The sequence below is a fragment of the Acidovorax sp. GW835-FHT14B10 genome, from assembly GCF_058793725.1.
Genome location: NZ_JBXAGC010000023.1, coordinates 23443 through 43799 on the forward strand (window position 1 = coordinate 23443; position 20357 = coordinate 43799).

Annotated in this window: 19 protein-coding genes; 10 read left to right on the forward strand and 9 right to left on the reverse strand. The window is 65.6% G+C overall.

Features of this window, described 5'->3' with window-relative positions; genetic code table 11:
* Positions 1-5 precede the first annotated feature (5 nt).
* From AC1Q5S_RS16470 to AC1Q5S_RS16500, 7 genes are all read left to right on the forward strand, one after another.
* Positions 6-1295, forward strand: coding sequence for an NAD(P)/FAD-dependent oxidoreductase (locus tag AC1Q5S_RS16470; RefSeq protein ID WP_492239093.1), 1290 nt, complete (start codon positions 6-8; stop codon positions 1293-1295).
* A 52-nt stretch (positions 1296-1347) separates the two neighbouring features.
* Positions 1348-1557: a YgaP family membrane protein gene (locus tag AC1Q5S_RS16475; protein ID WP_303833709.1), complete on the forward strand. Its 210-nt coding sequence runs from the start codon at positions 1348-1350 to the stop codon at positions 1555-1557.
* Between the two features lie 14 nt (positions 1558-1571).
* Positions 1572-2945, forward strand: a complete 1374-nt coding sequence (locus AC1Q5S_RS16480; RefSeq protein WP_492239095.1) for a TolC family protein — start codon at positions 1572-1574, stop codon at positions 2943-2945.
* Positions 2946-2969: 24 nt separating this feature from the next.
* Complete coding sequence (locus AC1Q5S_RS16485) at positions 2970-3269, forward strand: rhodanese-like domain-containing protein (RefSeq protein ID WP_303833711.1); 300 nt, start codon at positions 2970-2972, stop codon at positions 3267-3269.
* A gap of 48 nt (positions 3270-3317) precedes the next feature.
* Positions 3318-3698: a rhodanese-like domain-containing protein gene (locus AC1Q5S_RS16490; protein ID WP_303833712.1), complete on the forward strand. Its 381-nt coding sequence runs from the start codon at positions 3318-3320 to the stop codon at positions 3696-3698.
* A gap of 85 nt (positions 3699-3783) precedes the next feature.
* On the forward strand, positions 3784-3975 hold the full coding sequence (locus tag AC1Q5S_RS16495; RefSeq protein ID WP_303833713.1) for a YgaP family membrane protein: 192 nt from the start codon (positions 3784-3786) through the stop codon (positions 3973-3975).
* Between the two features lie 87 nt (positions 3976-4062).
* Positions 4063-4419 carry a carboxymuconolactone decarboxylase family protein gene (locus AC1Q5S_RS16500; RefSeq protein WP_034712508.1) on the forward strand — a complete coding sequence of 119 codons (357 nt, stop codon included), beginning with the start codon at positions 4063-4065 and terminating at the stop codon, positions 4417-4419.
* A 39-nt stretch (positions 4420-4458) separates the two neighbouring features.
* On the opposite strand, the gene bioB is transcribed toward AC1Q5S_RS16500, so the two are convergent.
* From bioB to scpA, 7 genes are all read right to left on the reverse strand, one after another.
* Positions 4459-5526: a biotin synthase BioB gene (bioB, locus tag AC1Q5S_RS16505; RefSeq protein ID WP_422203978.1), complete on the reverse strand. Its 1068-nt coding sequence runs from the start codon at positions 5524-5526 to the stop codon at positions 4459-4461.
* 96 nt (positions 5527-5622) lie between these two features.
* Positions 5623-5823, reverse strand: a complete 201-nt coding sequence (locus tag AC1Q5S_RS16510) for a hypothetical protein (protein WP_303833715.1) — start codon at positions 5821-5823, stop codon at positions 5623-5625.
* Between the two features lie 70 nt (positions 5824-5893).
* Positions 5894-6370 carry a VOC family protein gene (locus AC1Q5S_RS16515; protein ID WP_303833716.1) on the reverse strand — a complete coding sequence of 159 codons (477 nt, stop codon included), beginning with the start codon at positions 6368-6370 and terminating at the stop codon, positions 5894-5896.
* A gap of 70 nt (positions 6371-6440) precedes the next feature.
* On the reverse strand, positions 6441-8495 hold the full coding sequence (locus AC1Q5S_RS16520; RefSeq protein ID WP_492239097.1) for an acetyl-CoA carboxylase biotin carboxylase subunit: 2055 nt from the start codon (positions 8493-8495) through the stop codon (positions 6441-6443).
* Between the two features lie 21 nt (positions 8496-8516).
* Entirely contained in the window at positions 8517-10049 is a 1533-nt protein-coding gene (locus tag AC1Q5S_RS16525; protein ID WP_422203982.1) for an acyl-CoA carboxylase subunit beta, read from the reverse strand.
* Between the two features lie 54 nt (positions 10050-10103).
* Positions 10104-11111 (reverse strand): methylmalonyl Co-A mutase-associated GTPase MeaB, encoded by a 1008-nt coding sequence (gene meaB / locus AC1Q5S_RS16530; protein WP_492239099.1) that lies wholly within the window; start codon positions 11109-11111, stop codon positions 10104-10106.
* Entirely contained in the window at positions 11108-13276 is a 2169-nt protein-coding gene (scpA, locus tag AC1Q5S_RS16535; protein ID WP_303833720.1) for a methylmalonyl-CoA mutase, read from the reverse strand. The genes meaB and scpA overlap by 4 nt, the downstream gene beginning before the upstream one ends.
* A 120-nt stretch (positions 13277-13396) precedes the next feature.
* Between scpA and AC1Q5S_RS16540 the strand changes: the two genes are divergently transcribed.
* The gene (locus AC1Q5S_RS16540) at positions 13397-14032 is read left to right on the forward strand and encodes a GntR family transcriptional regulator (protein ID WP_422203987.1); all 636 of its coding nucleotides are present in this window, start codon (positions 13397-13399) and stop codon (positions 14030-14032) included.
* Positions 14033-14139: 107 nt separating this feature from the next.
* On the opposite strand, the gene AC1Q5S_RS16545 is transcribed toward AC1Q5S_RS16540, so the two are convergent.
* The gene (locus AC1Q5S_RS16545; RefSeq protein WP_303833721.1) at positions 14140-14343 is read right to left on the reverse strand and encodes a hypothetical protein; all 204 of its coding nucleotides are present in this window, start codon (positions 14341-14343) and stop codon (positions 14140-14142) included.
* A 77-nt stretch (positions 14344-14420) separates the two neighbouring features.
* On the opposite strand from AC1Q5S_RS16545, the gene AC1Q5S_RS16550 reads away from it, so the two are divergent.
* Together AC1Q5S_RS16550 and dusA are read left to right on the forward strand one after the other, a co-directional pair.
* Entirely contained in the window at positions 14421-16280 is a 1860-nt protein-coding gene (locus tag AC1Q5S_RS16550) for an AMP-dependent synthetase/ligase (RefSeq protein ID WP_422203989.1), read from the forward strand.
* Positions 16281-16461: 181 nt separating this feature from the next.
* Positions 16462-17451 (forward strand): tRNA dihydrouridine(20/20a) synthase DusA, encoded by a 990-nt coding sequence (gene dusA / locus AC1Q5S_RS16555; RefSeq protein WP_303833723.1) that lies wholly within the window; start codon positions 16462-16464, stop codon positions 17449-17451.
* 23 nt (positions 17452-17474) lie between these two features.
* Here dusA and AC1Q5S_RS16560 read toward each other — a convergent pair whose 3' ends face one another.
* A complete protein-coding gene (locus AC1Q5S_RS16560; protein ID WP_492239101.1) occupies positions 17475-20240 on the reverse strand; it encodes a bifunctional diguanylate cyclase/phosphodiesterase in 2766 nt (921 codons plus the stop codon).
* Between the last annotated feature and the right edge of the window lie 117 nt (positions 20241-20357).

Below are 20357 nucleotides of genomic sequence, written 5' to 3' on the forward strand. Positions count from 1 at the left end.
AGACCATGGCCCACATCGTCGTTATCGGAGCAGGCATCGGCGGAATGCCCGCCGCCTATGAGTTGCGCAGCAAGCTGCCCTCGCAGCATCGCGTCACCGTGATCAGCGCGGTGGACTATTTCCATTTCGTGCCCTCCAATCCCTGGATCGCGGTGGGCTGGCGGCAGCGGGATGCCATCGTGCTGCAGATCGCCCCCCTGCTGCAGCGCAAGGGCATCGATTTCATCGCCAGCCCCGTCCAGGCCATCGACGCGGCGGGCAATAGCCTGGCGCTCGCCAATGGCCAGACCGTGGCCTATGACTACCTGGTGATCACCACCGGCCCCCGGCTGGCCTTCGAAGAAGTGCCGGGCGCGGGCCCGATCGATGGCCACACGCACTCCATCTGCACGGTCGACCATGCCCAGCAATTCTGGACCGATTACGAAAAGTTTCTCGAAAACCCCGGCCCCATGGTCATCGGCGCCATGCCTGGCGCCAGCTGCTTTGGCCCGGCCTACGAGTTCGCCTTCATCGTGTCGGCCGACCTGCGCAAGCGCAAGCTGCGCCACAAGGTGCCCCTGACCTATGTGACCAGCGAGCCCTACATCGGCCACCTCGGCCTGGGCGGCGTGGGCGACAGCAAGAGCATGCTGGAGAGCGAGCTGCGCGGACAGGACATCCAATGGATCACCAACGCCAAGACCACGCGCGTGGAGGACGGCAAGATGATGGTGGACCAGCTCGACGACCAGGGCCATCTGATCAAGCAGCACGAGCTCCCCTTCAAGCTTTCGATGATGCTGCCCGCTTTCAAGGGCGTGGATGCCGTGGCCGCCGTGCCCAACCTGTGCAACCCGCGCGGTTTTGTGCTGATCGACGCGCACCAGCGCAGCAAGGCCTACCCCAACATCTTTGCGGCGGGCGTGTGCGTGGCGATTCCACCCGTGGAGGTGACCCCCGTGCCCACCGGCGCGCCCAAGACCGGCTACATGATCGAGACCATGGTCTCGGCCATCGTGCACAACATCGCCGCCGACCTCGAGGGCAAGCCCGCCACGGCCACCGCCACCTGGAACGCCATCTGCCTGGCCGACATGGGCGACACCGGCGCGGCCTTTGTGGCACTGCCGCAGATTCCACCGCGCAACGTCAACTGGTTCAAGAAGGGCAAATGGGTGCACCTGGGCAAGATCGCCTTCGAGAAATATTTCCTCGGCAAGATCAAGTCCGGCAACACCGACCCGGTCTACGAGAAATACGTGCTCAAGATTCTGGGCATCGAGCGCCTGCAAGAGCCCTCTGGTCCCCAATGAGTCCGCCACCTTCTGCTGCTTTACTCCCATCATTCAACTACGGAGCTTCATCATGACTTCCTGGCAACTCGTTCGCATCATCGGCGGCGCATTCATCCTGCTGTCGCTGGCCCTGGGCGTGGCCGGCAGCCCGATTTTCCACAGCGCCAACTGGCTGTGGTTCACGGCCTTTGTCGGCGCCAACCTGCTGCAAAGCGGCTTCACCCGGTGGTGCCTGATGGAAACGATCATGCGCAAGCTGGGCGCGGCGGCAGGCAACTGAACGGAGATCGCACCATGCGCATGAAGCCCCTGTGGGCCGCCTTGGTGGCGCTGGGCATCACGGGTGCCCAGGCGGGCGATCTGCTGCAAGCCTGGCAGGCCGCGCGCCAGCACGACCCGGACATGGCCGTGGCGCAGGCCGCGCTGCGGGCCGGCCAGACACGGCGCGACCAGGCCAGCGCGCTGTGGCGCCCCACGGTGGCCGCCACGGCCGCGGGCGGAGCCATGGGCTCCCAAACCTCTGCCGGCGGTGCCTCGTTCTCCGCGCCGGGCCTGGGTACCTCGTCCCATGTAGGGTTCAACACCTCGGTGGACAACAGCCTGGGCGGGCGCTGGAGCGTGGGAGCACGCATGCCGCTGTACAGCCCCGAACGCACGGCCCAGGGCCGCAAGCTTGCGCTGTCCGCCGACCTGGCCGATGTGCAATGGCAGGCCGCCGAACAGGCCCTGATGCTGCAGACCGCCGAACGCTACTTTGCCGTGGCACTGGCCCAGGATGCCCTGCGCCTGCTGCAGCGCCAGCAAGTGGCCGTGAACAAGGCGCTGGTGGAAGCGCAAGACCGCTTCCAGCTGGGCGACGCCCCCGTGACCGACACCCACGAAGCGGCCGCCCGCGCCCGCGCCATCGACGCACAGGTGCTGGCCGCCGAAGTGGATCTGCAGATTGCCCAGCGCACCCTGGCCGACACCACCGGCTGGCCGGCCGATGCATTGCGGGTGGCGCCCGCCCCTGCCCTCGCTGCCACCCCGGCCGTGCCGGATCTGCCGCAATGGCTGGACCAGGCGGAAACCCGCAACCCGGGCCTGCGCCAGCAAACCCTGGCCGTGGAAGTGGCGCGCCAGGATGTCGCCCAATACGCCCGGGGGGCAGGCACCACGGTGGACCTGGTGGCACAGGCCAGCCGCGAGCACCTGAGCGGCTCGGGCCGCTACGGCCAGGGCAGCAACACCGCCCAGCAGCACCTGGTGGGCGTGCAGATCACGGTGCCGCTGTACACCGGCGGCCAGCGCGGCGCACGCGAGCAAGAGCTGCTGCACCTGCAGGCCAAGGCCGAAGCCGAACTCGACCGCACCCGCCAGCAGGTGGCGCAGCAAACCCGTGCGGCCTGGCTGCGCCTGCAGGCCGGCACGGCCCGCACCAGCGCACAGGACGCCGCCCTGCGCGCCAGCCAGGCCCGCCTGGACGCCACGCAGCTGGGCCGCCAGGTCGGCGACCGCACCACGCTGGACCTGCTCAACGCCCAGAACGATGCCGCCGCCGCCGAGCTGGCCCTGGCGCAGCTGCGCACCGCCCTGACCTTGGAGCGTCTGCGCCTGCTGGCGCTCGCCGGGCAGCTGGACGAGCGCGCCCTGCACGCCGCCACCGTGGACGCTGCCGTAGCCAAGTAACCCCCTTCATCCCCCCAAGACACCATGGAACCCAACGCCTTGCCACAGCCCGCCCATTGCCTGGTGGTCGATGTCCGCTCGCCCGGCGAGTTTGCCGCCGGGCATGTGGACGGCGCCATCAACCTGCCCCTGGACCGCCTGGGCACCGATTGCGCACAGGCCCTGCCCGACAAATCCACACCCCTGGTGCTGTGCTGCCTGTCGGGCGCGCGCTCGGGCATGGCGGCGCAGTGGCTGCGCCAGCAGGGCTACGCGCAGGTGCTCAACGGCGGCTCGGTGGGCAGCGTGTCGCTGCAGCTGCAGCGGCCCATCCGCCGCGGCTGAGGTTTTTCTTTTTCCCTGTTCTATTCCCATGCACCCCAAGGAACTGCCATGAAAACCGCCCACGACCTGGTGACCGCTGCCAAGACCCGCGTCCAGGAAATCTCCGTGGACCAGGCCGAGCAGGCCATCCGCGACGCCGACGCGCTGATCGACGTGCGCGAGGCCGACGAATTCCAGGCCGGGCACCTTCCTGGCGCCATCCATGCCTCGCGCGGTCTGCTGGAGTTCAAGCTCAGCAGCACACCGGCGCTCACGTCGCGCGATCTCAAGGTGGTGCTGTACTGCAAGACCAGTGGCCGTGCCGCGCTGGCCGCATGCGCCATGCAGGACATGGGCTATCTGCAGGTGCAGTCGATTGCCGGCGGGTTTGATGCCTGGCTGGCCGCCGGCAAACCCGTGGTGAAGCCCGTGACACCCTCGTTCGAATAACCCGGTGAAGCGGTTTTTTGCCGCATCGCCTTTTCGCAAAGCGGCCCGCTCCAGGGCTGCAGCAACCCCAAGCAAAGGAAAAATCATGAAGCTCAACGTTGGAAGCCTTGACCGCGTCTTGCGCATCGTGGCAGGCCTGGTGCTGATCGCCCTGGCAGCCACCGGCACCGTGGGCTGGTGGGGCTGGCTGGGCGTGGTGCCCCTGGCCACCGGCCTGTTCCGTTTCTGCCCTGCCTACACCTTGCTGGGCATCAACACCTGCCCCCTGAAGAAATAACAGCGCGGACACAGCACAGGGGCAAGGCCCCGGCAGCGCTGTTTCCGATCCCTGGGCATTGCCCCTTTTTTTGATGGAAATTCCTTCATGAGTACGTTTGACCATGCCGGCCTGATACACCACATCAATGAAAACCTGGCGCCTTTCCGCAAGGCCCAGCCCGACGCCATGCGCGGGTTTGCGCAGCTGGCGCAGGCCTCCATGGCCGAAGGCGCGATCAGCGCCAAACACAAGGAACTGATCGCCCTGGCCATTGGCGTGAGCCAGCATTGCTCGGGCTGCATCGGCTTTCATGTCAAAGCCCTGCTCAAGCTGGGCGCCACACGCGCCGAACTTGAAGAGATGCTGGCCGTGAGTGTTTACATGGGCGGCGGTCCGTCGCTGATGTACGCCGCCGAGGCCCTCAAGGCCTGGGACACCATGGCCGAAGGCCATGCCGCCTGAGTGCGCAGATGCTCGCGCACCGCGATGGGTGCGCGGGGTTCAGGCGCAAGCGCCCTGGGGTTGCGCATGGGCCTGCAGGTCATCCGTCTCGGTGGTGGTGGTGCGATGGCCATTCAGGCCCAGTTTGGCCAGCAGTTGCACATCGGCATCCACATCGGGATTGCCCGTCACCAGCAGCTTGTCGCCATAAAAGATCGAGTTCGCCCCGGCCATGAAACACAGGGCCTGCACGGCTTCACCCATCTGCTGGCGTCCCGCCGACAGGCGCACGCGCGCCTTGGGCATGGTGATGCGGGCCACGGCAATCACGCGCACAAAATCGAACGGATCGACGGGTTCGCTGTCGGCCAGCGGCGTGCCGGGTACGCGCACCAGGCTGTTGATCGGCACCGATTCGGGATACGGCTGCAGGTTGGCGAGCTGCGCAATCAGCCCCGCGCGGTGCACCGGCGCCTCGCCCATGCCCACAATGCCGCCGCAGCACACGCTGATGCCCGCGCTGCGCACATGCTGCAGGGTATCGAGCCGATCCTGGTAGGCGCGGGTGCTGACCACGTCGGTGTAGTACTCCGGGGCCGTATCGAGGTTGTGGTTGTAGTAATCGAGCCCCGCATCCTTGAGCGCCTGCGCCTGGTGCGATTCGAGCATGCCCAGCGTGGCGCAGGTCTGCAGGCCCAGGCCCTTCACGGCGCCGATCAGGGCGCTGACCTTTTCAATATCGCGGTCCTTGGGCGCACGCCAGGCGGCGCCCATGCAAAAGCGCGTGGCGCCCGCGTCCTTGGCGGCCTGGGCGGCGCGCACCACTTCATCCACTTCCATCAGCTTCTCGGCCTTCACGCCGGTGTCGAACTCGGCCGCCTGCGGGCAGTAGCCGCAGTTTTCGGGACAGCCACCGGTTTTCACCGACAGCAGCGTCGCCAGTTCGATGTCCCCCGCGGGCCAGTGCTGGCGGTGCACCGTCTGCGCCTCAAACAGCAAGTCCATCAAGGGCTTGTCGAGCAGGGCCTGGATGGCATCGACCGTCCAGGGGCCCTGGGTTGCAGCAGGGACTACGCGGCGGTGCAGCTGCAGGGGCTGGCTGGTGGAGGTGTTGGCGGTCGAGGGCATGCAGGGTCTTTCAGGGGCGAGGCAAATCAATGCGCACGAAAAAGAAAAAAATGTCTGCCAGTACCACTGGCACGACGGGTTTTGCTTGGACGGGCTTTACTTGGGCGGGCTGGGCTGGTCGGGCGAGGCGGGAATGAAGCCCAGGGCTTTCAATTCTTCGTCGCTCAGCTCCAGCTCGGTCAATTCAGGTTGGCGGGGCTCGACGCCGCGGCGCCGCTCATAGCTGGTCGGTGGGCCTTGCTCTTGCTGCCTTCTGTCTTGTCCGCTGCGCCGGTCGATATTCTGACGTCGATCCATTTTCCCAATCCATCCAAAGGTGTTTCACAAACCCGGGCGCGCGCGCTCGGCAGCGCCGCCGGGCCATACCTTAACCCAGTGCGGTAATCACATCCGCCGGCGCCTGCACCAGTTCGATCAGCACGCCCTCACCCGCAATCGGGAACTCGTCGTTGCTCTTGGGGTGCAAAAAACAGATATCGTAGCCTGCCGCGCCCTTGCGTACGCCACCTGGCGCAAAGCGCACGCCCTGCGCGGTGAGCCACTCGACGGCGGCGGCCAGGTCGTCGATCCACAGGCCGATGTGGTTGAGCGGCGTGGTGTGCACGGCGGGTTTCCTGTCGATGTCGAGCGGCTGCATGATGTCCACCTCGACCTTGTGAGCGCCCTGCCCCATGGCCAGGATGTCTTCGTCCACATTTTCGCGCTCGCTCTGGAAAGTGCCCGTCTGGGTAAGGCCCAGCATGTCCACCCAGAGGGTTTTCATGCGCTGCTTGTCGGTGCCGCCAATGGCGACCTGCTGGATTCCCAGCACCCTGAAGGGGCGGAGTGTGTTCGTGCTTGCCATGGAGAAATGCCCTTGAATACTCTGTTTGGATAGCTGCCAACGCTTGACCATCAAGCGCCAGCAGCATATTTCATTGAAACTCCAGAATCACCTGGTCCACCGCCAGCGACTCGCCCTTGCCCGCCATGATCTTTCCCACCACGCCATCTTGCGCGGCGAAGAGGATGTTCTCCATCTTCATGGCTTCGATCACGGCCAGCTTTTCGCCGGCCTGCACCTTCTGGCCCGGCTGCACCGCCACATCGACCAGCAGGCCGGGCATGGGCGAGAGCAGGAACCGGGACAGATCGGGCGGCGCCTTGAACGGCATGAGCTGGTGCAGCCGTGCGCCCAGCTGCGACAGCACCAGGGCTTCGATCTGCGTGCCATTGTGTGCAATGCGCAGCGCCAGCGGGTTCTTGCCCACGCCACGCTCCACCTGGGCCGTGAAGCCCATGCCATTGCACTGGCCCTGAACGCGGATTTGTCCCAGGGTTGCCGTGCTGCTGATCTGATAGCTTTTACCGCCCACGGCGACTGCGCTGGAGCGCAATTTGCCTTCCATTTCGAAGTCGGTCACCGCCACGTCGTGGTGCTGGTTCTGGCCCTCGGCACCCAGCGTCACCACCACAAACTCTTCGCCCACCTTCACCTCGTGCCCGGCCAGCTGGCCGCTGATGCCCGAGGCGCGTGCACGGTAGCGGCGGTGCATGTAGGCGGCCAGCGCCACCAGGAACAGCGGATCGCTGTGCGGCACGTCTTCGGCCGCAAAGCCCTTGCCGTAGTTCTCGGCGATGAAGCCGGTGTTGAAGTCACCCGCCACGAACTTCGGATGCGCCAGCAGCGCCGCCTGGAACGGGATGTTGCTGCTGATACCGCGGATGACGAAGCCGTTGAGCGCGGCGCGCATCTTGGTGATGGCGTCGTCGCGGTCGGTGCCATGCACGATGAGCTTGGCGATCATCGAGTCGTAATACATCGGGATCTCGCCGCCTTCGTACACGCCGGTGTCCACGCGCACGCCCAGCTTCTTGCTGGTGTCGGACTGGAACATGCTCTCTTCGGGCGGCTGAAAGCGCACCAGACGGCCGGTGGACGGCAGGAAGTTGCGGAACGGGTCTTCGGCGTTGATGCGGCACTCGATGGCCCAGCCGTCGCGCTTCACGTCGGCTTGCGTGAGGGGCAGCTTCTCGCCCGCCGCCACGCGGATCATCAGTTCCACCAGGTCGAGGCCGGTGATGCACTCCGTCACCGGATGCTCCACCTGCAGGCGGGTGTTCATTTCCAGAAAGTAGAAGTCCTGGTCCTTGCCGACCACGAACTCCACCGTGCCCGCACTCTGGTACTTCACCGCCTTGGCCAGCTGCACGGCCTGCTCGCCCATGGCCTTGCGGGTGGCGTCGCTGATGAAGGGCGATGGTGCCTCTTCGATCACCTTCTGGTGGCGGCGCTGGATGGAGCACTCGCGCTCGTTCAGGTAAATCACGTTGCCGTGGCTGTCGCCCAGCACCTGGATCTCGATGTGGCGCGGCTCCTGCACGAACTTCTCGATGAAGATGCGGTCGTCGCCAAAGCTGTTGCGCGCCTCGTTCTGGCAGCTCGCGAAGCCTTCAAAGGCTTCCTTGTCGTTGAACGCCACGCGCAGGCCCTTGCCGCCGCCGCCGGCCGATGCCTTGATCATCACGGGGTAGCCAATGCCCTTGGCAATTTCCACCGCCTGCTCGGGGCCGGCAATCGCATCGTTGTAGCCAGGAATGGTATTGACCTTGGCTTCCAGCGCCAGCTTCTTGGAGGCGATCTTGTCGCCCATCGCTGCAATCGAAAACGCCTTGGGGCCGATGAAGGCAATGCCCTCGTCTTCGCAGCGCTTGGCAAAGGCTTCGTTTTCCGAGAGGAAGCCGTAGCCGGGGTGCACGGCCTGCGCGCCGGTCTGCTTGCAGGCGGCAATGATCTTGTCGGCCAGCAGGTACGACTCGCGGCTGGGCGCTGCGCCGATGTGCACGGCCTCGTCGGCCAGCTTGACGTGGCGGGCTTCCTTGTCAGCGTCGGAGTAAACGGCGACGGTGGCGATGCCCATTTTCTTGGCCGTTGCAATCACTCGGCACGCGATCTCGCCACGGTTGGCAATCAGGATTTTCGTAAACATGTTCTTGTTCTCCTTTGGCTCTTACAGCGGAATATTTCCGTGCTTGCGCCATGGGTTGTCGAGCTTCTTGTCGCGCAGCATGACCAGCGAGCGGCAGATGCGCTTGCGCGTCTCGTGCGGCAGGATCACGTCGTCGATGAAGCCACGGGCGCCGGCGACAAACGGGTTGGCAAAGCGTTCCTTGTACTCTGCCTCGCGGGCGGCGAGCTTCACAGGGTCGTTCTTGTCCTCGCGGAAGATGATTTCCACCGCGCCCTTGGCGCCCATCACGGCGATCTCGGCGTTGGGCCAGGCGAAGTTGACGTCGCCACGCAGGTGCTTGGAGCTCATCACGTCATAGGCGCCGCCGTAGGCCTTGCGGGTGATGACGGTGATCTTGGGCACGGTGCACTCGGCATACGCGTACAGCAACTTGGCGCCGTGCTTGATGATGCCGCCGTACTCCTGGCTGGTGCCGGGCATGAAGCCGGGCACGTCCACGAACGTGACCACGGGAATGTTGAACGCATCGCAAAAGCGCACGAAGCGCGCGGCCTTGATGCTCGACTTGATGTCCAGGCAACCGGCCAGCACCAGCGGCTGGTTGGCCACGATGCCCACGGTCTGGCCTTCCATGCGGGCAAAGCCGATGATGATGTTCTTGGCGTATTCGGGCTGCAGCTCGAAGAAGTCGCCGTCGTCCACCGTCTTGAGGATCAGCTCCTTCATGTCATACGGTTTGTTGGCGTTGTCGGGCACCAAGGTGTCGAGCGACAGATCGGCGCGGTCGGCCGGGTCGTTGCTCGGGCGCACCGGGGCCTTTTCGCGGTTGTTCAGCGGCAGGTAGTTGTACAGGCGGCGCAGCATCATCAGCGCCTCCACGTCGTTCTCGAACGCCATGTCGGCCACGCCGCTCTTGGTGGTGTGCGTCACGGCGCCGCCCAGCTCCTCGGCCGTCACTTCTTCGTGCGTCACGGTTTTCACCACTTCGGGGCCGGTCACGAACATGTACGAGCTGTCCTTCACCATGAAGATGAAGTCCGTCATGGCGGGCGAGTACACGGCGCCACCGGCGCTCGGGCCCATGATCATGCTGATCTGCGGAATCACGCCGCTGGCCAGCACGTTCTTCTGGAACACGTCGGCATAGCCGCCCAGCGAGGCCACGCCTTCCTGGATGCGCGCGCCGCCCGAGTCGTTCAGGCCGATGACCGGCGCGCCGACCTTCATGGCCTGGTCCATCACCTTGCAGATCTTCTCGGCATGGGTTTCCGAGAGGGCTCCGCCGAACACGGTGAAATCCTGGCTGAACACGAACACCAGGCGGCCGTTGATCATGCCGTAGCCCGTCACCACACCGTCGCCGGGGATCTTGTTGCTTTCCATGCCAAAGTCGGTGCAGCGGTGCTCGACGAACATGTCCCATTCCTCGAACGTGCCGTCGTCCAGCAGCAGCTCGATGCGCTCGCGCGCCGTGAGCTTGCCCTTGGCGTGCTGCGCATCGATGCGCTTTTGCCCACCGCCCAGTCGTGCCAGCGCACGCTTTTTCTCCAGTTGATCCAGGATGTCTTGCATGGTCGTCCTTTGGTGAATTCGGTTGTTTACTACTTATTTGATGGCCGCTGGCGCTTATCCTGATTGCGCCAGCAGCAGATTTCTTGCCGCGGTGGAGGCCGCAATGCGCCCCGCAGCCACATCGGCCTGCAGCTGGGGCAGCAGCTCCTTGACCTGGGGGTGCTGGCGAAACGCGAGCTTGAGGCCCGCGTCGATGCGCTCCCACATCCAGGCCAGGGCCTGCTTTTCGCGCCGCACGGCCAGGCGGCCATTGGCGGTCTGCAGCTGGCGAAACTGCATGACAGCGGCCCAGAAGGCGTCCACGCCCTGCCCCAGCAGCGCGCTGATCTGCACGACCCTGGGGTGCCACAGGGTTTCGTTGTGGTGGGCGTTTTCGGGGTTGCCGTGCTGGCCCAAGAGGCGCAGCGACGAGGTGATCTGCGCCTCGGCGCGCGTGGCGGCGTTCTTGTCGATGTCGGCCTTGTTGATGACCACCAGGTCGGCGATCTCCATCACGCCCTTCTTGATGGCCTGCAGGTCGTCGCCCGCATTGGGCAGCTGCAGCAGCACGAACATGTCGGTCATGCCGTTCACCGCGATCTCGCTCTGGCCCACGCCCACGGTTTCGACAATCACCACGTCGTAGCCGGCCGCCTCGCAGACCAGCATGGCCTCGCGCGTTTTCTCGGCCACCCCACCCAGCGTGCCACTGCTGGGGCTGGGGCGGATATAGGCCTTTTCATGCACCGAAAGGTGCTCCATGCGCGTCTTGTCGCCCAGGATGGAGCCGCCCGAAACGGTGCTGGACGGGTCGATGGTGAGCACCGCCACGCGGTGGCCCTGCGCAATCAGGTACAGGCCCAGCGCTTCGATGAAGGTGGATTTGCCCACGCCAGGCACACCGCTGATGCCGAGGCGGAATGCCTTGCCGGTATGGGGCAGCAGCTGCGTGAGCAGCGCGTCGCCCTGCGCGCGGTGGTCTGGCCGCGTGGATTCGAGCAGGGTGATGGCCTTGGACATGGCGCGGCGCTGCACCGCAGCCGTGCCATGCACCACTCCATCGAGAAGCGCCGCAGGGGTCACGCCACCGCCTTGCGAATCTGCTCCAGCACGTCCTTCGCGCTGGCCGGAATCGGCGTGCCGGGGCCGTAGATGCCCTTCACGCCCGCTTCGTACAGGTGCTCGTAATCCTGCGCCGGAATCACCCCGCCCACAAACACGATGATGTCGTCGGCGCCCTGGTCCTTGAGCGACTGGATGATGGCGGGCACCAGCGTCTTGTGGCCGGCGGCCAGCGTGCTCACGCCCACGGCGTGCACGTCGTTTTCAATCGCCTGGCGGGCGCATTCCTCGGGCGTCTGGAACAGCGGTCCCATGTCCACGTCAAAGCCCAGGTCGGCAAAGGCCGTGGCCACCACCTTGGCGCCCCGGTCGTGGCCGTCCTGGCCCAGCTTGGCGATCATCACGCGCGGGCGGCGGCCTTCCTTCTCGGCGAATTCGTTGATCTCGGTCTTGAGTTTGTCCCAGCCTTCGGCCGAGTCGTAAGCGGCAGCGTACACACCGGTCACCTTTTGCGTATCGGCGCGGTGGCGCCCAAAAACCTTCTCCAGGGCATCGCTCACCTCGCCCACCGTGGCGCGCAGGCGCACCGCGTTGATGGACAGCTCCAACAGGTTGCCTTGGCCGCTTTCTGCTGCAGAAGTGAGAGCGTCCAGCGCTTGCTGTACCTTGGCTGCATCGCGATTTGCCTTGATTTTCTCCAGGCGGGCAATCTGGCCCTCGCGCACCTTCATGTTGTCGATCTGCAGGATGTCGACCGGGTCTTCCTTGGCCAGCTTGTACTTGTTGACGCCGACGATCACGTCGCGGCCAGAGTCGATGCGCGCCTGCTTCTCGGCGGCGGCCGCTTCGATCTTGAGCTTGGCCCAGCCGCTGTCCACGGCCTGGGTCATGCCGCCCATGGCTTCGACTTCCTCGATGATCTTCCAGGCGGCGTCCATCATGTCCTGGGTGAGCTTTTCCATCATGTAGCTGCCGGCCCAGGGGTCCACCACGTTGGTGATGTGGGTCTCTTCCTGGATGATGAGCTGCGTGTTGCGCGCGATGCGCGAGCTGAATTCGGTGGGCAGCGCGATGGCTTCGTCGAGCGCATTGGTGTGCAGGCTTTGCGTGCCGCCAAACACCGCCGCCATGGCTTCGATGGTGGTGCGCACGATGTTGTTGTACGGGTCTTGCTCGGTGAGGCTCCAGCCGCTGGTCTGGCAGTGCGTGCGCAGCATCAGGCTCTTGGGGTTTTGGGCGCCGGTTTCCTTCATGATGCGGCACCACAGCAGGCGCGCGGCGCGCATCTTGGCCACTTCGAGGTAGAAGTTCATGCCAATCGCCCAGAAGAAGCTCAGGCGCCCGGCGAATTCGTCCACGTCCAGGCCCGAGGCAATGGCGGTCTTGACATATTCCTTGCCGTCGGCCAGCGTGAAAGCGAGTTCGAGCGCCTGGTTGGCCCCCGCTTCCTGCATGTGGTAGCCCGAGATCGAGATCGAGTTGAACTTGGGCATGTTCCTGGCCGTGTAGCCAATGATGTCGCCAATGATGCGCATCGAGGGCTTGGGCGGGTAGATATAGGTGTTGCGCACCATGAACTCTTTCAGAATGTCGTTCTGAATGGTTCCGCTCAGTTTGTCTTGCGAGACGCCCTGCTCTTCCGCCGCCACCACGTAGCCCGCCAGCACAGGCAGCACGGCGCCGTTCATGGTCATGGAGACCGATACCTTGTCGAGCGGAATCTGGTCGAACAGGATCTTCATGTCCTCGACCGAGTCAATCGCCACACCGGCCTTGCCCACGTCGCCCGTCACGCGCGGGTGGTCGCTGTCGTAGCCCCGGTGCGTGGCCAGGTCAAACGCGACCGACACGCCTTGCCCGCCTGCGGCCAGGGCCTTGCGGTAGAAGGCGTTGGATTCTTCGGCGGTCGAGAAACCTGCGTACTGGCGGATCGTCCAGGGGCGCACGGCGTACATGGTGGCTTGCGGGCCGCGCAGATAGGGTTCAAAGCCTGGCAAGGTATTGGCATACGGCAGGCTGGCCGTGTCTTCGGCGGTGTACAGCGGTTTGACGGTGATGCCATCGGGCGTGACCCAGTTCAGGGCATTCACATCGCCACCGGGGGCCGACTTGGCGGCGGCCTTGGCCCAGGCCTCCAGCGAAGCAGCAGCGAACTCGGGCGCGTTGTTGTGGGGTTTGTCACTCATGGCGAAGGCTTCTCCGAAGATGGCGTTGGACGGTCTCAGGGCATGCCCCGATGTGGCGGCGAGTTTACATCATTCATAATTATTCATTCAAAATATTATTGTCCGCTTACAATCCACCCCATGTCCGCCCTCACCCTCACGCCCCGCGCCCTGTATGTCGAAGTGGCGGAGCAATTGCGCCAGCGCATCTTCCGCCGCGAGCTGGAGCCCGGCAGCTGGATCGACGAACTCAAGATTGCCGAAGAGTTCGGCATCAGCCGCACGCCGCTGCGCGAGGCGCTGAAAGTGCTGGCCGCCGAAGGCCTGGTCACGATGAAGGTGCGCCGTGGCGCCTATGTGACGGAGATGAGCGAGAAAGACCTGCGCGACGTGTACCACCTGCTCAGCCTGCTGGAGAGCGACGCCGCCGGCGTGGTGGCCACCACGGCGACCGCAGCCCAATTGCAGACGCTGCAGGATCTGCACACCGAACTGGAAGCCGCCGCCGGTGAGCGCGAGCGATTTTTTGCCGTGAACGAGCGCTTTCACATGCTGCTGCTGGAACTGGCCGACAACCGCTGGCGCAGCCAGATGGTGGCCGACCTGCGCAAGGTGATGAAGCTCAACCGCCACAACTCGCTGCTCAAGCAGGGGCGCATCGAGGATTCGCTGAACGAGCACCGCGCCATCCTGGCGGCCATGGTGGCGCGCGATGCGCAGAAAACCATCCAGGCCATGCAGGCGCACTTTGCCCAGGGGCTGGAAGCCGCGGCCTGACCCGGCAGGCGCAGCCGCTGCCACGCCCACTGCGGTGGATCACCGCATCTGAAACAGCTCCTGGTGGAAGCGGGATGCGGGCAGTCCCATGGCGATCAGGTCTTTTTTCAGCGACCGACCGAAAGGCGCAGCAGACATCGGCATCGCGCCATTCGGGCACCAGCCCGGTCAGGCGGGCCGCTCCAGTAGTGCAGGCGGTACCTCTTGTTCAGGCCGCCCAGACAAGGCTCGAACACCACCGGGCGCACGGCCAGCACCATGGCCACGCTCATGACACCGATGCCCAGCACCCCGCTGTATTGCATCTGCACCGCAGTCGGTATGATGGTTCGGGTTTTCCCGCAGTCATGCATCCCAGCGGCATGCCCGCGCACCAATCCATCGCCTGATGACCTCTTCTTCACCCGATCTCGCCAGCGTCGAAACGCTACCGCAGCTTCTTGCTTACCGCACTGCCCGCACCCCCGACGCCGAAGCCTACCGCGCGTTCGACCCCGCCACGCATGCCTGGACCCGCCTGACCTGGGGGCAGACCGCACAGCGCGTGGCGCAGTGGTCACGGGCCCTGGCGGCCCTGCAACTGCCTGCCGCCGCCCGCGTGGCCATCTTGCTGCCCAACGGCCTGAACGCCATGTGCGCCGACCAGTCCACGCTGGCCACAGGCTGCGTGCCGGTGCCCCTGCACGCCATCGACAACCCCGGCAGCATTGCCTACATCGTGGCCGATTGCGAAGCCTCCCTGCTCATCGTGGGCCAGGCAGCGCAGTGGGAGAAGATCCGGGACGTCGGTACCGCGTTTCCGGCGCTGCGCGCCGTGGTGGTGACCGACGAAGATGCCGCGTTCGCCCCCTCTGCCGCCACCGCCGATGGCCCCGCCGTGGGCTCGCTGGCGCAATGGCTGGCCGGTGCGGCGCAGGCTGCCCAGGCTCCCGCCCCCACGCCGCCCGGCCCTGATGACCTGGCCGCCCTGGTCTACACCTCTGGCACCACCGGCAAACCCAAGGGCGTGATGCTCACGCACCGCAACGTGGTCAGCGACGTGAAGGCGGTGCTGGAACGCATCGCCCCCACGGTGGATGACGTTTTTTTGTCGTTCCTGCCACTCTCGCACACCTTTGAACGCACAGGCGGCTACTACCTGCCGATGGCCGCGGGCAGCTGCGTGGCCTATGCGCGCTCGGTACCCCTGCTGGTCGAAGACCTGAAAACCGTGCGCCCCACGGTGCTGGTGTCGGTGCCGCGCATCTATGAACGCATCCACGCCAAGCTGCTCGAAAAACTGTCGCCCACGCCCTGGAAGATGCAGCTGTATGAAGCCGCGCAGCACAAGGGCTGGACACGGTTCTGTGCCGCCCAGGGACTGCCGGCGCCGCAGCCGGACGCCGGCAGCCGGGCCGCCGGCTGGATGGCCGCCCTGCCCTGGCCCCTGCTGCAGGCCCTGGTGGCCAAGCCGCTGTTGGCGCAGTTTGGCGGCCGCGTGCGCGTGGCCGTGAGTGGCGGCGCACCGCTGTCGCCCACCATTGCCAAATGCTTTCTGGGCCTGGGCCTGCCCCTGGTGCAGGGCTACGGCATGACCGAGACCGCACCCGTGGTGTCGGTCAATTCGCTCGACGACAACGACCCCGCCTGCGTGGGCCGCGCCCTGCCCGGCGTGGAGGTGCGCATTGGCGACAACCGCGAGCTGCAGGTGCGCGGCCCCATCGTCATGCGAGGCTACTGGAAACGCCCCGAAGACACCGCCAGGGTTTTGAGCCCCGACGGCTGGCTGGGCACGGGTGACCAGGCGGAGATCGTGGACGGCCGCATCACCATCAAGGGCCGCATCAAGGAAATCATCGTCACCTCCACCGGTGAAAAAGTGCCCCCGGCCGACCTGGAACTGGCGCTGCTGGCCGACCAGGCGCTGGAGCAGGCCTTTGTCGTCGGCGAGAATCGCCCCTTCATCGCCTGCGTGGCGGTGCTCAAGCAAGATGCATGGCAGCGCCTTGCCGCCGACCTGGGCCTGAACCCGCAAGACACCGGCAGCCTGAACCATGCCAGCGTGCACCGGGCCGTGCTGGCGCGCATGGAGAAAAACACCGCCAGCTTCCCCCGCTACGCCGTGCCGCGCGCGGTGCACCTGACGCTCACGCCCTGGACGATTGAAAACACCTTCATGACGCCCACGCTCAAACTCAAGCGCGGCAACCTGATGGTGTATTTCGCCGAAGCCATCGAGGGCATGTACCAGAAATTCGGATCGCGCTGACAGAAGCTATCAAATTTGATAGCTGCTAGCGCTCATGGATAAAGCGCTGGCGGCCGTTTTGACACATAACCCTCATCGGACACCCGTGCGGTACCGGTGGGATAATCACGGCTTTTCATCTGCAGCTTTGCCAGGGCACGGTGTCCTGCCAATCGCCACTGCAACCCCTACTCCTGCTGTCTTGACTGTGGAACCCACGCTGAGCCCCTGGCGCATGTCCGTCGCGCCGATGATGGACTGGACTGACCGCCACTGCCGCTACCTGCACCGGCTGCTGAGCCAGCACACGCTGCTGTACACCGAAATGGTGACCACGGGCGCGCTGGTGCATGGCGATGTGCAGCGCCATCTGCGCCTCAACGCCGAAGAGCACCCCGTGGCGCTGCAGCTGGGCGGCAGCGAGCCGGCCGATCTGGCGCATTGCGCGCGGCTGGGCGAGCAGTGGGGCTATGACGAGATCAACCTCAACTGCGGCTGCCCCAGCGAGCGCGTGCAACGCGGGGCCTTTGGCGCCTGCCTGATGAACGAACCCCAACTGGTGGCCGACTGCGTGAAGGCCATGGTGGACGTGGTGCAGATGCCCGTGACAGTCAAGCACCGCATCGGCATCGACCAGGACGAGAGCTACGGCTTCGTGCGCGACTTCGTGGGCACCGTGGCTGCTGCGGGGTGCACGGTGTTCATCGTGCATGCGCGCAATGCCTGGCTCAAGGGCCTATCGCCCAAGGAGAACCGCGAAGTGCCACCGCTGCGCTACGAGGTGGTGCGCCAGCTCAAGGCCGACTTTCCGCAGCTGACCTTTGCCATCAATGGCGGCCTGAACACCGATGCGGCCGTGCAGGAGCAGCTGGCGGGGCTTGATGGCGTGATGGTGGGCCGCGAGGCCTACCACAACCCCTGGTGGCTGGCGCGCTGGGATGCGCTGTACTACGGCGCCCCGCCCAGCACGCTCACCCGCGAGGACGTGGAGGCCGCCATGGTGGACTACATGGCGCGCGAGGCCGCTGCGCACGGCACGCCCTGGGCCAGCATCGCCCGGCACATGCTGGGCCTGCGCCATGGGCTGGCAGGTTCGCGCCGCTGGCGCCAGGTCTGGAGCGACCACCGCCTCAAGGGCCTGCCGCCGCACGAAGTGATGGCCCTGGCGCACGCCAGCCCGGTCGAGGCCTGATCCCGCGCACCTGGAACCTGTTCCTATACGCCGCCCAGCTGGCGCGCAAGCCATCCAGGCAGTGGCTCGGGACGGGAAAACAGGTAACCCTGCAGGCAGTCGCAATGGCTGCTGACCAGAAAGTCGGCCTGGGCGCGGGTTTCCACGCCCTCGGCCACCACGCGCAGCTTGAGGTGCCTTGCCACCGAAATGATGGACTGCACGATGGCGGTGTCGTTCGGGTCGTCGGGGGTGTCCTGCACAAAGCTCTTGTCGATCTTCAGCTCGAACAGGGGCAGGCGCTTGAGGTAGGCCAGGCTGGAATAGCCGGTGCCAAAGTCGTCGATCGAGAAGCGCACGCCGAGCTGCCCCAGCTCGGTCATGCGGGCAATGGTGCCATCGAGGTTTTCGATCAGCAGGCTTTCGGTGACTTCCAGGATAAGCCGGGCCGCCGGGGCGCCGGCCTGCGCGAGCAGGTCGCGCACGCGTTCAACGAAGTCGTCCTGGCGAAACTGGCGCTCGCTCACGTTGACCGATATCGAAAGATCCTGCCCCGCTGCGTGCAGGCGCGCCAGCGTCTCGCAGGCTTGCAGGATCATCCAGTCGCCCAGGCGCAGTATCAGCCCCGAGGATTCCGCCACCGGAATGAAGCGGCTGGGCGGCACATTGCCGCGCACGGGGTGGTTCCAGCGCATGAGCAGCTCGCCGCCGACCACCGCGCCCGACGCGTCTACCTGCGACTGCACGAAGGCTGCCAGCTGGCCGTCTGTGCTGGCTTTTTTCAGGTCCTGCTCCAGCGCCAGGCGCTCCTGCACGTCGGCCTGCATGTCGGCTTCATAAAAGCGGATGCGGTTGCGCCCCAGGTCCTTGGCGCGGTACATGGCGGTGTCGGCCTCGCGCAGCAGGTCTTCGACCTCCTCACCGCGCTTGGGAAAAAGGGTGATGCCAATGCTGCCCGTGCTGCTGTACAGGTGGGTGTCTATGGTGTAGGGCACCTCCAGCGCCGTGCGCACGGCCTCGGCCGCCAGCAGGGCACTGCGCCCGGCGGATTCCATGTTGGTGGCGATGTCGTTGACGAGCATCACAAACTCATCCCCCCCTATGCGCGCGACGGTGTCGCCAGGACGCAGCAACTGCGTGAGGCGCTGCGCCACCTGCTTGAGCAGCTCGTCCCCCAGCGAATGTCCGCGGGCGTCGTTGATCTGCTTGAAGTCGTCCAGATCGATGAACAACAAGGCCCCCACCTGCCCCGACTTGCGTGCCGAGGCCAGGGCATGGTCCATGCGGTCCAGCAGCATGCGGCGGTTGGGCAAGCCGGTCAGTGCGTCAAAGTAAGCGAGCTGGTGCGTGCGTGCTTCGGCCAGCTTGCGTTGCGTGATGTCGCGGGACAAGGCGATGCAACGTGGTTCCTGCCCCGGTGTGGTGCTTTCCTTGCGGGCGATGGACAGCTCGAACCAGTGGATCTGTTGCCCCAGTTCGAGGTGGTACTGGTGGCCGGTCGAATAGCCCGTGTCGTGGGCCGCCTGCAGTGCCACGCGCCATCCTGCAGCGGCTTCGGGCGGCAGGATCTCCTCCATCTTCCGGCCCAGAAACATCTCGGGCGGTGCAAGCAATTGCGCCGAACGCGCCGCGCGGTAGTGGTGGATGTGCCCATCCAGCCCCACCTCGAACAACAGGTCGGGAATGGCGTTGAGGATGCTTTCCAGGTCGTCCCGGGTGCTGCGCAGCGCCTGCGTCATGCGGCGGGCCAGCCCCATGGCACGCTCGCGGCCCGTGGCCGTCACCCAGATCAACCCGCCCACCAGCAGGCTCAGGGCAGCGCCCATGGCGGCAAACAGGCCGTTGTCCGGGTCTTCGAAGCGCTGCTCGAAAGCCGGCAACGGCTGCATCACCAGCGTCCAGGTGCGCCCACCCAGCTCCATGGGGCGGCTAGCGCGCAGGCCCAGCGGCGCGCCTTCCGGAGCGGCAGGGAGGTTCGCGCGCCCGTGCAGCAGGCCACCCCCGGCCTGCGGGTCGCCGTCGTAGATGGCAAGGTCGATGTCCGAGTCCAGCTGCTGCGCCATCCCCCGCAGCAGCTCGGGCATGCGAAAAGGGGCCGACACCCAGCCCACAATGCCGCGCCGGCGGCCTTCGACCGAGGCCAGATCAGCATCCCGTTGGTAGATGGGCAGGTACATGACCACCCCGCTGACGGCATCGCGGCCCACATCCTGCTGCAGCTGGAGCCGGGAGGTCAGCGCCAGTTGTCCGGTATCGCGTGCACGGTCCAGCGCCTCGCGGGCAGCCGGCACGGTAGAGATATCAAACCCCAGCACCTTGAGGTTGTCGCTGGACTGGGGCTCGATGTGGGTGATGGGGGTGTAGCGTGCGCGCTTGCCCGCCGGATGCACGGTGTAGGAAGAAGAGCCGCGCGCGCGAATTTTCGCCGCATGGACACCCAACTGGTCGGCCGGCAAGTCCAGCGCATACGCCAGGCCCTGCAAACCGGGCCGGCTTTCCGACAGGCGCAGCGCCCCCACATAAGCGTGGAACTCGTCGCGATCGATGTCATTGGAGCCGTCGTAGTAGCCCTTGACACCGCGCAACAGCAATTCGTAGGTGGCCATCCGGTCCTTGAGGCTGTCCACGATGCGGGCCACCGAGGCGGCGAATGCCTGCTGCCTTTTGGCACCCGCCTCCCGCTCGGCGGCCTGCCAATACAGGAACGTGAGCCCCAGCAGAAAAATCGCCAGCGCCGGGCCCAACAGTGCAAGCAGGTGCCAGCGGCCTTCGGTGTCGGGCAGCTTGCCGGGCTGGTGGGGATGGCTCATGGATCTAAAAAATGGGGGGTTGTAATGCAGACAGGCCGTCCGCGGATTGCCGTGGCGCGCACACGCCCGGACTGCCTGGCGCCATTATGGGCAAGTTGACAGTACGCGACCCCCAGT